This is a genomic window from Chryseobacterium cucumeris, assembly GCF_016775705.1.
Taxonomy (GTDB): Bacteria; Bacteroidota; Bacteroidia; order Flavobacteriales; family Weeksellaceae; genus Chryseobacterium; species Chryseobacterium cupriresistens.
This window is the reverse complement of sequence record NZ_CP068760.1, coordinates 2612152-2626297: the sequence shown is the minus strand read 5'-3', so window position 1 is coordinate 2626297 and position 14146 is coordinate 2612152. Positions and strand designations below refer to the sequence as shown.

At 36.5% G+C, this 14146-nt stretch carries 9 protein-coding genes and 1 tRNA gene; 4 read left to right on the top strand and 6 right to left on the bottom strand.

Annotated elements, in window-relative coordinates; all coding sequences use genetic code 11:
• Positions 1-203 precede the first annotated feature (203 nt).
• The 4 genes from JNG87_RS11865 to JNG87_RS11850 all read right to left on the bottom strand — a co-directional run bounded on the left by JNG87_RS11865 (position 204) and on the right by JNG87_RS11850 (position 5593).
• Positions 204-275, bottom strand: a tRNA-Arg gene (locus JNG87_RS11865).
• 60 nt (positions 276-335) lie between these two features.
• Positions 336-2099 carry a TonB-dependent receptor gene (locus tag JNG87_RS11860; RefSeq protein ID WP_202838621.1) on the bottom strand — a complete coding sequence of 588 codons (1764 nt, stop codon included), beginning with the start codon at positions 2097-2099 and terminating at the stop codon, positions 336-338.
• A 35-nt stretch (positions 2100-2134) separates the two neighbouring features.
• Positions 2135-2626: a hypothetical protein gene (locus JNG87_RS11855; RefSeq protein WP_062675232.1), complete on the bottom strand. Its 492-nt coding sequence runs from the start codon at positions 2624-2626 to the stop codon at positions 2135-2137.
• A gap of 3 nt (positions 2627-2629) precedes the next feature.
• Positions 2630-5593 carry a tetratricopeptide repeat protein gene (locus JNG87_RS11850; RefSeq protein WP_202838620.1) on the bottom strand — a complete coding sequence of 988 codons (2964 nt, stop codon included), beginning with the start codon at positions 5591-5593 and terminating at the stop codon, positions 2630-2632.
• 257 nt (positions 5594-5850) lie between these two features.
• Here JNG87_RS11850 and JNG87_RS11845 point away from each other — a divergent pair, with 257 nt between their 5' ends.
• From JNG87_RS11845 to JNG87_RS11830, 4 genes are all read left to right on the top strand, one after another.
• Positions 5851-8088: a CocE/NonD family hydrolase gene (locus JNG87_RS11845; RefSeq protein WP_202838619.1), complete on the top strand. Its 2238-nt coding sequence runs from the start codon at positions 5851-5853 to the stop codon at positions 8086-8088.
• Between the two features lie 180 nt (positions 8089-8268).
• Positions 8269-10533 (top strand): CocE/NonD family hydrolase, encoded by a 2265-nt coding sequence (locus JNG87_RS11840; protein WP_202838618.1) that lies wholly within the window; start codon positions 8269-8271, stop codon positions 10531-10533.
• 104 nt (positions 10534-10637) lie between these two features.
• The gene (locus tag JNG87_RS11835; protein WP_202838617.1) at positions 10638-12320 is read left to right on the top strand and encodes an APC family permease; all 1683 of its coding nucleotides are present in this window, start codon (positions 10638-10640) and stop codon (positions 12318-12320) included.
• A 157-nt stretch (positions 12321-12477) separates the two neighbouring features.
• The gene (locus JNG87_RS11830) at positions 12478-12816 is read left to right on the top strand and encodes a DUF962 domain-containing protein (protein WP_062675236.1); all 339 of its coding nucleotides are present in this window, start codon (positions 12478-12480) and stop codon (positions 12814-12816) included.
• Between the two features lie 336 nt (positions 12817-13152).
• On the opposite strand, the gene JNG87_RS11825 is transcribed toward JNG87_RS11830, so the two are convergent.
• Together JNG87_RS11825 and JNG87_RS11820 are read right to left on the bottom strand one after the other, a co-directional pair.
• The gene (locus JNG87_RS11825; protein ID WP_202838616.1) at positions 13153-13617 is read right to left on the bottom strand and encodes a hypothetical protein; all 465 of its coding nucleotides are present in this window, start codon (positions 13615-13617) and stop codon (positions 13153-13155) included.
• Between the two features lie 24 nt (positions 13618-13641).
• The gene (locus tag JNG87_RS11820; RefSeq protein WP_202838615.1) at positions 13642-14097 is read right to left on the bottom strand and encodes a lipocalin family protein; all 456 of its coding nucleotides are present in this window, start codon (positions 14095-14097) and stop codon (positions 13642-13644) included.
• Positions 14098-14146 lie beyond the last annotated feature (49 nt).

Genomic DNA, 14146 nt, shown 5'->3' with positions numbered 1-14146 from the left:
GTCAATGCTTTACTCACAAGGAGATACAGAAACTAAACGTGACATTTTGTGTTCGATTTTAGCAGAAAAACTTGAGTTTGAAGAAAATGCGTTTCGAACACCAAAATTAAATTCCGCGTTATCTTATATCTTACAGATTAACAATAGTTTACAGACAAAAAAAGACGAACAAAACATTAAAAAAAATGTCTCGTCCGTCCGAGTGACCGCAGAAGGATTCGAACCCTCACTGTCGGAGCCGAAATCCGAAGTTCTATCCATTAAACTATGCAGCCGTATTCATAAGTAATGAATGATAAGTAATGAGTAATGCTTGATTACCTATCATTTATACTTTAGAAAGTAATTTTCACGCCTCCCAGAATCTGCGCACCCAGGACTTTATATCCCTTGTACGTCTGGTATTTTGAGCTCAGAAGATTATTTCCGAGTGCGAAAATACTGAAATTTTTGTGAATTTTATACTCTGCGGAAAGATTTAAATCAGCATACCCTCCAACTTTATCATTTGTATTCTCTGTAGACTGGTAAATTATGTTAGGATCACCTATACCTTCTATCGCATAAGAGTTTGTAGTTCTGTCACTTGCAAAGATTCCTTTGAATCCAAGTAATAACTTCTTGTCAAGCATCGTATATTTTGCCCCGATGCTCGCATTGAACAAAGGAACGTTATAAATGTTGTCGTAAGCCTTAAGATCGTACTTGGTAAACCTCAATTCTCCGTCTAAAATAAGGTTAGCCAATGGGAAATACTGCACACTACCCTTAATATCGCTTACATTTCCGTCATCATACACTGCAGAGAATGTATTGGCAAAATTGTAGGCAGAACGATTAACAGAGTTGTTATCGAAAAGATCATTGGCCTTAAAGAACATAATATCTCTCATTTTTCCATAACCCGCAGAGAAGTCGTATTTCAGCGTTTCGTCAATGTCCCCTCTCAATCCTACATAAAAACGATATTTAGTCTCTGTGGGCTTTAAAAACTGGTCAGAAAGGATAAATGGATTCGTCTGTAACATATCTCCGTATGTATTCAGTTTCAAACCACCGTCTACCCCTCCGTAGAATTTAAATTCATTAGCAGCGGCAAACTGAAACTCTGCCTGTGGGAACCAATAGGTTTTATTATTTTTTTGCTGCTCTAGCTGATCGTTGGAATTTTTAGCATTCAGGAAAGAGAATGAAGATCCTAACGTCAAATAAGAGTCTCCTTTTCTGAAAGTTACTTTCGGAGTCAGGCTGGTATTGAAGAAGTTAGCAGAGTTTTTATCCCTGATGGCAAAATCTGTCTTTACCGCATCCAATCCTACTCCAAGGTCAGCATTCAGGTTGATTCCTGATTTACCTAATTCAACAGCATGTTTGGAGAAATTGGCAAGAATAGACACCTGATTTTCCTGAGCATCAAAATGATCCTTCAGGAATGATGATTTTACCCTTACATCATTTAAGATTTCGTTGGAATAAAAATCGTAATACCCGTTTACTTTAAACTGATTTACTTTTTGTTTCAGATCAAGCTCTCCGGTAGGCTGCATAGCGTAGATCCCATAATAATTATAGCTATCTAAGCCATATTCAGCATTAAGGTTGAACTTTCCTTTTTCACCGTAAGAGTTGAGGAAAGCGGCGATATTCGCTGAAGTCTGCCCGGATTTCCAGTCATAATCTTTTTTAAGACCATTGGTGGAAAGAACATGAACATCTGCACCTACTTCAAGCTTATTTTCAAGAGTTTTTGAAACGTTTCCATCTACCAGGATTTTCCCGTAGTTACCCATTCCGAACTGGAAATAGTTATTCTGAGCGGTCCCGTCAAATTTCGGAGCTACGTCCTCCCCCTGAATCGTTGAAGTTTTGAAATCTGAAACAGCAGGAACATCTGTGATGGTATATTTCACAGGTGTCTGCGATTTCTCTTCCGGCGGATAATTTTTAATGGTTTCCACAGAAGTTTTCTTCTTCTCGATCTTCTTCACTTCCGGTTCTCTTTTTTTGTTAAGAACCAGCTTTTCCTCCTTGATCTGGGAAAACGCCACCGACGAAACCCCTAAAAATAATATGGATAATAATTGAATTTTCTTGTTCATATTTTCTTTATTTGAAAAAAATATATAACGGGCTTTTATTTATTGGAAGCAATATAACTGCCTAATAAAGCTTTCCCCGACTGTTTTGAAAAAGTTCTCCCCAGTCTGAATATATTAAACAGCCAAAGGCTTTGATAAACTTGTAATTTGTATTGATAATTTTTTGTTGCACTATTCTCAGCTACATCATAACTGTAAACAATATCATAAGGAAATGCTGAAGGCAGTAACCCGACTGTAATCATACTTCCTATCATTGGGTTTCCGCAAGGAGGAGTATAGGTTTTCATCGGATGCAGTGTTATCTTAGATACATTGGTACTGTCTTCTACAATTTCATAAATATCAGAATGTTTTAAAATCTCAAATTCTTTCTTAAGATCCTTATTCACTACAAAAGCTTTCTGTTTTTGAAAGTCAGCTTTTGCGTGGTTATACTCTTTTGGATAGGCACTGTATGAAGGAATACAGCTCCAGAGTGAAGCAGAAATTAAAAAAGAATATATGGTAATTTTAAAAACCTTCATGTACTATTTCTTAATCTGTTTTTTAACTTCTTTTGCTTCTGCAACAATTTCAGGGAAATCCTTATAGTTTGCAATGATCTGATCACAGGTATAACTTGCCTGGTAGTTATCTTTCAGGCCGATATAGTTTTTAGCCATCAATACCAAAGCTTTTGCTCCCCAGAATTCTTCTGATGCATAATTATTGGCAAGCTTAAAGATCGTCTCATTAGAAAACTTGAAAGCTTTTCCTTTGTTCTGATAATAGGCTTTTGCATATAAAGCTTCCGCAGCTACCGAAGTATTCGATGATTTTTCAAGAGAAGAATAGGCAGCCTGTGCATCTTTGTCTTTTCCTGAGTTCATCAGGCTTCTTGCTTTAATCACTTTCGCAGTTTCAATAACGGCTGCCGAGTTTTTAGAATTGGCGATTACTGCATTGGCTAATTTTTCAGCTTCTAAGAAATTGTTTTCTTCCGCATACAGTTTCATCAATTCCACATTTGCATAGTTTTTAATGCTGATGTTGGAAGAATTTTTGATGCCTTCAAGGTACTTTTTAGCTTCAGCAGTATTCCCCTGTGCAAGGAAGATCTGAGCTAAACGAGTTTGCGCATCATCCTGGTAATCATTCTGAATTCCAGCAACTTCCTGAAGCACAAGTAAAGCTTTGGTTGAATTGTTAGTCTGATAATAACTTTCTCCTAATTCGTACTTAGCCTGGTACAATCCTTCCCCTGTCGGGTTCTGTGTCAGATACTTTTCGTAGTAAGAAATTGCATTCTTATAATCTTTCTTCGCGAACAACTGCTTCCCTGTAGATAAGTTGATCTCATCAATTTCAGCAGCATCTACATTTACTCCAATATTTCTTGCGAAAGTTTCATATCCTGAAACATCTCCGTTTTTCGTAAAGATAGGTTTTGCAGCCTGAACTACTTTCTGAGCATAGGCCGTATTTTTATACTGCTCACCCAGAGATTTCAATTCGGAAAGTGCTTTATCATTCTGGTTTTGATCGATGTAATTCTGCGCTCTATAGATAGAAGCATTCGCAATCAGATCTTTGTCGGAAGAACCTTTAATTACTTTTCCGAAATAATCATTAGAGTTGGCAAAATCATCCTGAGCAGCGTAGGCTGTTCCTATTTCGTATTGAGCATCATCATAATATTCGGAATCCGGATATTTTGATAAAAGGTTTTTAAGGTTGTTAATCTTCGCCTGTGTATCTCCTTTGAATCCCAGAGCCATTGCTTTTTGATACAAAGTATAATCCGTAGCATCTTCGTTTTTATCATAGATAGCAATGGCTTCGTTCAGATCATTGTTGGCATAATGGATATCTGCAAGACGAAGTTCTGCGTCATTTTTAAACTCCGGTTTCGGATTGGCAAGATATTGTTTGAAATAAGTAGCCGCCTGATCAAATTTCTTAGATTTAAAATAGGCATATCCCAAATCATAAGGCAGCTGCTGTTTTTCAGGGAAGTTTTCAGTAAGAAGCTTTTCATAACGTACAATGGCAGAAGGATAATTTCCTTTTTGGTAATACACCTGTGCCAGCCAGTACAAAGCTCTGCTGTTGAATTCTTTATTAATATTAAAACCAAGACTTCTTAAGAAATATTTCTCAGCTTCGTCATAGTTTCCTTTGTTGAATTCCTCCGTTCCTAATAGATAAGAAACCTCCTGGTCTACTTTGTTGATCTCAGGAGTTGAACTCTGTAATCTGTCAATCGCATTCAGCGTTTCTTTATAGTTTCCGGAATACAGATAAGATTTCACCAATAATGACCTCATTTCTGCGGCATTGGCTCCGTTCTGATTTTCGTTGATATAACTTTGAATTACCGCCGAAGGACTTTCAAACGGGTTACCGATATCGTAACTTAATTTAGCGTACTGCTCATGAGCCAGTTTTTTCACTTTCGCATCATAATCCATCTGATAAGAAGAACGAAATGCAGAAAGAGCCTCCTGTTTTTTATCTACGGCCAGATAAGCATTTCCTAACTGGTAATAAGCATTTTGAGCTAAAGCAGAATTACTGTTCAGAAGCTGGTTGTAATAAGAAACCGCTTCATCATATTTCTTCAGCTGTGCAGCCACAAATCCCATCTCATACAAATCGTTTTCGGATGGATTCTGCTGTACACTCAGATAATCTTTTAAATGCGGATAGGCAGAAGTGTAATCATTCTTCATGAAATAACTCTCCCCAATGATCTTATGAACTTCTGCTTTATAAGAATCTGAAATATTTTCGTTCAACAAAGCTGTTCCTTCTGTAATAGCCTGATCGTAGTTCTTATCATTATAATACATCTGTACATAATAAGGACGTACCAGTTTGGAGAACTTATCCTGATCCTTTATCGAATCAAAATACTGGAAAGCTTTATCATTCTGTCTGTTGCTGTAATACAAATGCCCAAGCATATAAGCAATATCTCCTTTTTGGGACTGATCTGCTGATTTATAAGCTTCTTCAAGGGCATCAGTAGCTCCCTTGGAATCACCCGTCATGAATTTTGCATATCCAAGCTTCAGAATATACTCGGTATTCTCCTCTTTCGAAAGCTGATACTGGTTTACTTTTTTCAAAGTCTCCAGCGCTTTATCGAAATCTTTTTTTGCTAAATAGTAATCTGCCAGTGGAAGATTAGCCTGAGCAAAATAAGCAGAATTAGGATATTCTTTCATGAAAGCCGTTAACCCTTCTTCAGCATGATTTTTCTGAAGAATCACACCGATCACATTATCAAAAAACTGAGCGCCTTCCTTTTTCGAACGGGACAAATTCTGATTGTAGAAATATTGTCTTGCATATTCGTACTGGGAAGCGTTGTATATTTTGGTCTGATAAAGATTTTCGGCTAGATTGAACCTGTAATTTTCTTTCTGGGTAAAATATTGGGACTGTTGAGCATCGGAGATTCCGAAATAGATGACCGCAGCCGCTAAAAGTATTTTTTTTGATTTCATTCTTCTTGATATAAGAAAATTAGTCTAAATAAGTTAACGAAAATATTAAAAACTTATTGTTTAAGCAAGTTTTAACAGTGTTAATGACAGTTAATTCTTATTTGATAACAATGTAAATTTTCTCACCATCCAATGATAAAATTTACTACTTTCGTTTGATAAAATATAAACAATTTTAATAAACAGTTATCAAAAACATATTTTAATTTGATACTTTTTCAACAGCAGCTAAAAACATACCATAAACACACCATCTCATGAAATTTAAGATTCTTTTAGCATTAATTTTTGTAAACCTCCTGCAGGCACAAAAGTTTTATTTTCCAAAGACAGCTGTAAATGACTCTGTTATATTGGAAAAACAGATTCCAGGACTTGCGCAACAAGTGATTCCCCTCCTTCAGTCTGCAAAGTATAAACCTGAAAATACGGTTGACCTTATGGATAATCTTTTCCGCTTGCAGCTGGTGGCTCATGATTATAAAAATTCATTGGCCTCCCTTTTCGAAAACCGTAAGCTCTTTGCGGATCACAATATGGGAGACTACAGATACATCGGATTTGAACTGTATGCCCTTGCAAAAATGGAGCAAGAAGAAAACAATACCTCATTTTCCAATGCCCTTCAAAAAGTATTTAATCAAAAATACGAAAGCCTTCCGGAAAAACTGATTCCAAGACTGGAACTCGCTCTTAACGGAGATGTGAACGCATCCAGAAAACTGTTGAAGAATTTCCTTGATAAACAAAAAGATAAGGACAGCATCGATTACAAAACGGCACTGGCTCTATGTAAAAATTATCTGAATTATAAAACCTACTCCAGCATCAAACCTCAGGTCATGCAGCTGCTGGTTTCAAAAGACAAGGAAAGATTCATTATTGAAACGAAAGATCTTAAGATCAATGGAAATACCTTATCAGTCACTATTGTTCGCAGAAAGGAAAACACATCTCCACTTCCTGTTATTTTAACCAATAATATCTATGCTGGTCCCATTGATGGTTTCTTTGGAAAGAGAGCCGCTACATACAATTACGTAGGGGTTGTTGTGAATACGAGAGGCAAGAGAAACAGCAATGATGTGAACAATCCTTTTGAGCATGAATCGCAAGATATTTATGAAGTGATAGACTGGGTCAGCAAACAGCCCTGGTGCAACGGGAAAGTAGGAATGATCGGAGGAAGTTATTTAGGCTTCAGCCAGTGGGCAGCCGTAAAAAAAGTGCATCCGGCATTAAAGACGATTGTTCCTCAGGTTGCCGTAGGAATCGGGATTGATTATCCGGCTCAGAATAATATCTTTATGAGCTATATGCTGCAGTGGATACAATATGTGACCAATAACAAATTTACAGATGAAGCAGATTTTACCAATGCTGTAAAATGGGATTCTATTTTTACAAAATGGTACAAAAGCGGGAAATCATTCAGGTCGTTAGATAAAATAAGCGGGAAACCCAGCAAAATATTCCAGCGATGGCTGGATCATCCGGGATATGATGAGTACTGGCAGAAAATGATTCCTTACAAAGAAGATTTTTCTAAAATTAACATTCCTGTTCTTACCACGACAGGATATTATGATGATGATCAGATTGGCGCACTGTATTATTTTAAACAGCATCATCAATACAATAAAAACGCAGATCATTATCTGGTAATAGGCCCTTATAACCACGGCGGTGCACAAAGTTTCGGATTTACTTACGTGAATGGCAGTCCTATTGATCCGGTGGCCAGAATAAGCATCGATGATCTTGCTTTCTCATGGTTTGATTATATTCTTAAAGGAGGAAAAAAACCTGAACTACTGAAAGACAGAATTAATTTTCAGGTCATGAATACGAATACATGGAAACATGTTGCTGATCTTGACAAAATGCATAATTCTTCTTTGAAATTCTACCTTCAGGACAAAAAAAATACGTCTTCAGTCTTTAATAAACCTGAAACCAGAAATTTTACAACTCAAATTATTGATTTTAAAAACAGGGATCAGAAAGACATTTATTACAAGGTCAGCAAAAAAGACAGTATCAAAATGACTAATTCTGTCGCTTTTGAAAGTGAAATTCTTGACAAGGATATGATCATGAGTGGAAACCTGTCAGGAGTTTTCAATGTTTCGATCAATAAAAAAGATTTTGATACGGATACCTATCTGTACCAGATTTCTCCTGATGGAAAATCCTATTTACTATCCACTCATATCGTGAGAGCCAGCTATGCAAAAAACAATCAAAAACGACAGCTTCTTGAACCGGGCAAGACAGAACAGATTCCCATTAACAACTCGTATGTTATGAGTAAAAAGATAGAGAAAGGAAGCAAACTCCTTTTGTTGGTCGGAGTCAATAAAAATCCTAACTGGCAGATTAATTATGGATCTGGCAAAGACGTAAGTGAAGAAACGATAAAGGATTCAGGGGAACCGCTGGAAATAAAATGGTACAATGACAGTTATGTGGAAGTCCCTGTTTATAAAGATTAAAAACCTTTTTAAACAAGTTTCAGCAGACTTCATGTGATAAAACAACAATAAATCATTTCATTCTTTACTGATAAAAATTCTTAATTTAGCCCGCTAAAAAAATAACCAATTGGGTAATTAATGGCGAAGTACATATTTTGATATGATACTTTTTCATCAGAAGCTCAAAATACATCATTAATGAAATTTAAGATACTTTTAGCATTATGTTTTGTCAATATAATGCAGGCTCAGAAATTTTACTTTCCGAGGACAGCGGCAACAGATTCTACAATGTTGGAAAAACAAATCCCGGAACTGGCTTTAAAGGTGATTACTGAATATCAGTCTCCTAAAAACAAACCGAAGTATACGCTCACGTTTTTAGACAATCAGTTTCGTTTACAGCTCGCTGCAAAAGATTATAAAAACTCCATTGCAAGTTTAACGGATTACCGTAAGGAATATGCAGACCATAATATGGCAGGGAACAAATATCTTGCTTTTGAAATCTACAGCATGGCAAGACTGATGGAAAAGGATAAAAAAATTTCGTTTTCCAATGCTCTTCAAACCGCCTTTACTACAAAATATGAAAGTTTATCCGAACCGCTGACCACCAAAGTAGGGCCCACCCTGGATATTGATTCAGATGTAAAGGACCATAAAAAGAGATTGAATGCAACACTTGACAAACAAAAAGATAAGGACAGCATAGACTATGCTTCCGCTCTGGCTTTATGTAAGAACTATGTCAATTATAAGACTTACTCAAGCATCAAGCCTCAGATTATGCAGCTGTTCAAAGTAAAGGAGCAGGAAAAATTCATCATTGAAACCAAAATCCTTACTTTAAAAAAAGGAACAAAACTTACCATTACGATTGTACGAAAAAAAGAAAACACTTCTCCTCTTCCCGTTATACTTACCAATAATATTTATGCCGGGGAATTTTTAGATGCAGCGATAGGGAAAAGAGCAGCAGTTTACAATTACGTAGGAGCCGTGGTTAACACCCGTGGAAAAAGAGACAGCAATGACCCCAATCATCCATTTGAAGACGAAGCTCAGGATCTTTATGAAGTCATCGACTGGGTCAGCAAGCAACCGTGGAGCAATGGTAAAGTAGGAATGATAGGCGGAAGTTATTTAGGATTCAGCCAATGGGCAGCTGCCAAAAAACTGCACCCGGCTTTGAAAACCATTGTACCTCAGGTTTCGGTAGGGATAGGAATAGATTATCCTTCTCAGAATAATGTCTTCAAGGGTTATATGCTCCAGTGGATTCACTATGTCACCAATAATAAGCTGACTGATGAAGCAAGCTTTAATAATGATACAAAATGGGATTCCATCAATACAGCATGGTACAAAAGCGGCAGATCATTCAGAGCCCTTGATTCTTTAAGCGGGAAGCCCAATACAATATTCCAAAGATGGCTGGATCATCCCGGTTATGATAAATACTGGCAAAACATGGTCCCTTACAAAAAAGAATTTGCCAAAATAAACATTCCTGTTTTAACAACTACAGGTTATTATGATGCTGATCAGATCGGAGCATTGTATTATTATAAAGAACATCACAAATACAACAAAAACCCTAACCATTATTTAGTGATAGGACCTTATGATCATGCAGCAGCTCAAAGTTATGGATACAATTATGTTTATGTTTTCGGTTATGGAAATCTACTCATAGATCCTGTAGCCAGAATAAGTATTGATCAACTTGCTTTTTCATGGTTTGATTATATTCTGAAGGATGGCAAAAAACCGGAACTTCTGAAAGATAAAGTCAATTTTCAGATCATGAACAGTAATACATGGAAACATGTTCCTACTCTTGATAAAATGCACTCATCTTCTCTTAAATTTTATCTTCAGGACCGTAAAAACGGTTCTTCAGTTTTTGAGAAACCCGGAACTGAACAATTTACCCAACAGACCATTGACTTTAAAGACAGAAATCCGAAATATCTTTATCATACAGTAAGCAAACAGGATAGTGTGTATGTAACCAATTCTATTTATTTTGAAAGTGAAATTCTGGAAAAGGATATTACAATAAGCGGAAATTTATCCGGAATATTCAACGTTTCCATCAACAAAAAGGATTTTGATCCCAAAACCCTATTATATCAGGTACAGCCTGATGGTAAGATATTTTTACTATCTACACACCTTACCCGAGCCAGCTATGCAAAAAACAATTCCAAACGTCATCTGCTTAAACCTGGCAAAAAGGAGCAGATCCCAATCAAAAACTCATTTTTCATCAGCAAAAAAATAGAAAAAGGAAGTAAACTGGTCTTACTGGTAGGAGTTAATAAAAATAAGAACTGGCAGGTCAATTATGGCACAGGAAAAAATGTAAGTGATGAAACTATAAAAGATGCAGGTGAGCCTTTGGAAATAAAATGGTACAACGACAGTTATGTGGAAATTCCCATTTATAAAGAGTAAATTCTTTTGTTTGCGCATTTTTCCCCAAATGTTTTTAACAACTGTTAACATCAAAATAAAAAATCATTACATTTGCTTTTTTTCAAATCAAATATAGTTATTGAATGAGTCAACTTTTTAGAAGAAAAATCTATTCAGATACAGATACATCAACAGGGCTTTTAAGAGTGCTGGGTGTATGGGACATTGTATTTTTTGGTATTGCGGCTATTATAGGAGCTGGGAGTTTCAGCAGTTTGGGAGAAGCCGTTTTCAGAGGCGGTCCCGGTGTAATACTACTCTATTTGATTTGTGGTTTTGCCTGTGGGTTTACCGCTTTATGCTACGCTGAATTTGCCAGCAGAATTCCTACGGCAGGTTCTGCATACACATATGCTTATGCCAGTTTTGGGGAATTGATTGCATGGGTTATCGGCTGGGCTCTGATCATGGAATATTCTTTCGGGAATATTTACGTAGCCTTTTCCTGGTCAGATTATTTCACCAGTTTCTTAGGACGTCTCGGAATGCATATCCCTGATTATCTTACCTGCAGCTATACCGAAGCCAGAAAAGCCGTTCAATATGGTTCAGAAAACAAGGAACTCTTAAATGCATGGAAGACCGCTCCATTAATCGGAAGTTTGAAATTCATTGTAGATATTCCAGCATTGGTTATTAACGGTTTGATTACATGGCTTTGTTATGTAGGAGTAAAAGAAAGTAAAAACTTTAATAACTCCCTGGTTATCTTAAAGCTTGGAGTAATTTTACTCGTTATTCTTGTTGGTTTTGCGTATATCAATACTGAAAACTGGACCCCAGTAAGCCCGACAACCGGAACACCATCCTTTATGCCAAATGGCTTTGCAGGGGTAATGAGTGCCGTATCCGGAGTATTCTTTGCTTATATCGGATTTGATGCTTTAAGTGTTCTTTCTGAAGAGACTAAAGACCCACAAAAGACTTTACCAAAAGGAATGATCATCTCTCTTGTGCTGTGTACTGTGATCTATATTGCATTAACGCTTGTATTGACAGGTATGGTAGATTACAAGAAATTTGACGGTGTGGGAGATCCTCTTTCTTTTATATTTGAAAAAACAAATGCTAATGTAGCATGGATGGAACTTGTAGTTTCTTTCGTTGCAATTGTTGCCATTACCACTGTATTATTGGTTTTCCAGATGGGACAGCCAAGAATCTGGTATGCCATGAGCCGTGACGGACTGATGCCTGCAAGATTTCAAAAAGTACATCCTAAGTATAAAACACCATCATACGCAACCATCGTTACTGGGATTGTGGTAGGTATTCCTATCCTGTTTACAGATAAAACTTTCATCCTTGATTTTACAAGTATCGGAACTATTTTCGCTTTTGTACTGGTATGTGCCGGAGTACTAATGCTTCCAGCTAAAGAAAAAATTAAAGGCAGATTCCACCTTCCTTACGTGAATGGTAAAATCATTTTCCCTGTTATTTTCATTGGTGGTTTGCTGGCTTTCTACCAGTGGCAGCCTGAGTTTTTTGATAATCTGATGAACTGGTCAGATCCTAATGAAGGAGAATTCAGAGCTTCTATTTTCTTTTTTATTATCATCAACCTGATTCTATGTGTCGTAGCTTTTATCAAGAATTTATCATTAATTCCATTGATTGGTTTAAGTTCATGTCTGTATCTTCTTACAGGAATGAGCCATGAGAACTGGTTCTGGTTCGGAATGTGGTTCCTGATCGGTATGGTTATTTATTTCTGCTACGGATATAAAAACAGTAAGCTTGGAAAAGAGTTAAAAGACAGCTAAATAAGCATTTAATAAAATTGCGAAAAGGCAAAATAGCAAAGAGGTTAATCCCGTTGGAAATACTGATTCGCTGTTTTGCCTTTTTCTTTTTCAGGCTCGTTTAAAAATCGGCAGCATTATTGCTTTGACTTCAACAGAATCAACAAACTATATCGCCATGGCCGAAAGAATCAAAACATATAGAGAGTTTTACCAGTTTTATCTTACTGAGCATAGTAAAACAGGCACACGCATTTTCCATTTTATCGGAACATTTTTAGTGTTTTTCGTAATATGGTATGTCATCAGTTCCGGAAAAGAAAGATTTCTATGGTATATTCCAATTGTAGGCTACGGATTTGCCTGGTTCAGCCACGCCGTGATTGAGAAGAATAAGCCGGCTACTTTTAAATATCCTTTATGGTCTTTAATCTCAGATTTCAGACTGTTTTTTGAACTATTAATCGGGAAGCAGAAATTCTTTACGTCCAATAACCAGCCTCAAAATCAGGAATAGCCTTTAGTTTCTTTTCCTTTTTTAGTTTTGAAGACGTAAGAGCATTTCGACTTAGCACAATGTGAGATTTTCAGCAAATGATGATATTATTTTTCTCGCAGATTGTGGAAATTTCGCAGATTTTTTTTAATAATATCTGCCTGGTTTCCAAGAGCTGTAGAGGATATTAAAGTTTAGATTCCTTGCTTTGCCCGGAATGACAAAACAGAGTTTTGAAATTTTATCGGAGATAAAATCTTTGCGCCTTAAAAGCATTCCTTCTAATAATACTTGCGCCTTTGCGTTTTCCGACCTTTACTTTTAGATTGAGATTGCTTCACCTTCGGTTCGTAATGACTATATGTTGGTAGAATTCTGTTTATTCTGATGGAGTTTCTTCCCAATCAGATAACCCAATGAAGGCAGAATACATGACAATACAACCGGAACTATCAAAGCCAGACCTGATCCGTCAAGAATAACCGTTAAAGGAAAAAGATAGCCATTATAAATGATGAACGCCAATGTAAAAAGAAAACTGTCACTATTACCTGTAGAAAGAATATTAAAATCGCTTCCAAACTGATCAAACAAACCGGAGCAAACGAATAAGAAGACATTCACAAAAAACATCCATAGGACGGTTCTGTAGATCATCCCTTTTTTTGCATTCAGATATCCGGCGAAGATCAGAAATAAAGATAAAATTCCGGAAACGGCATAATCCAGTCCTGAAACATCAACTTCACTACCCATTCTTCCAAAGAAATACATCGCATACAATACCAGATTTCCGAGATAGATGACCGTTACATAATTCATACGTTAAAAATTTTGTGTTTACGGTTAGTATTGTTTTTCAAGTATATCGTAATGAACCGTGTTTACTATCTTCTCTGCAAGGATGTCACCATCTACTTTTTTCGGTTCAGGAATATAGCTTGAAAAGGTTATCGTATGATCTTTATTGATTGTTACTTCCACTTCTTCAAGGATATTTTTATCATCTACATAAAACTGGATCCTGTTTTCTACAACTCTCCAGAAAGAAAGTCTTGGTTCAGATGGACTGCAGTCACCCGACTTCCCTTCTACATAATTATAAATGGCAAAACCATCTTCCCTGATGGCATAATTTCTCATCAGGCGGCAGTTATCGAACTCTTTTATCACTTTCTTTTTACCTTCATAAAATCCGGCTTCCTTCAGTTTCCAGAATCCAGTAACGTTTTCTTTGGTTAATTTTTGGGCACTGACCAGAGAAACGGTCATACACGAAGCGAGAAAAAATATCTTAGACATAATGAATTTGTGTTTTTTTGATTGTAAACGAATATAATAGTGAGTAAAG

Excerpts from the sequence above, each read along its gene's own strand:
- JNG87_RS11830 (WP_062675236.1), top strand. The coding sequence starts at position 12,478 with ATGGCCGAAAGAATCAAAACATATAGAGAGTTTTACCAGTTTTATCTT.
- JNG87_RS11850 (WP_202838620.1), bottom strand. The coding sequence starts at position 5,593 with ATGAAATCAAAAAAAATACTTTTAGCGGCTGCGGTCATCTATTTCGGA.
- JNG87_RS11825 (WP_202838616.1), bottom strand. The coding sequence starts at position 13,617 with ATGAATTATGTAACGGTCATCTATCTCGGAAATCTGGTATTGTATGCG.
- JNG87_RS11835 (WP_202838617.1), top strand. The coding sequence starts at position 10,638 with ATGAGTCAACTTTTTAGAAGAAAAATCTATTCAGATACAGATACATCA.
- JNG87_RS11845 (WP_202838619.1), top strand. The coding sequence starts at position 5,851 with ATGAAATTTAAGATTCTTTTAGCATTAATTTTTGTAAACCTCCTGCAG.
- JNG87_RS11840 (WP_202838618.1), top strand. The coding sequence starts at position 8,269 with ATGAAATTTAAGATACTTTTAGCATTATGTTTTGTCAATATAATGCAG.
- JNG87_RS11855 (WP_062675232.1), bottom strand. The coding sequence starts at position 2,626 with ATGAAGGTTTTTAAAATTACCATATATTCTTTTTTAATTTCTGCTTCA.
- JNG87_RS11860 (WP_202838621.1), bottom strand. The coding sequence starts at position 2,099 with ATGAACAAGAAAATTCAATTATTATCCATATTATTTTTAGGGGTTTCG.
- JNG87_RS11820 (WP_202838615.1), bottom strand. The coding sequence starts at position 14,097 with ATGTCTAAGATATTTTTTCTCGCTTCGTGTATGACCGTTTCTCTGGTC.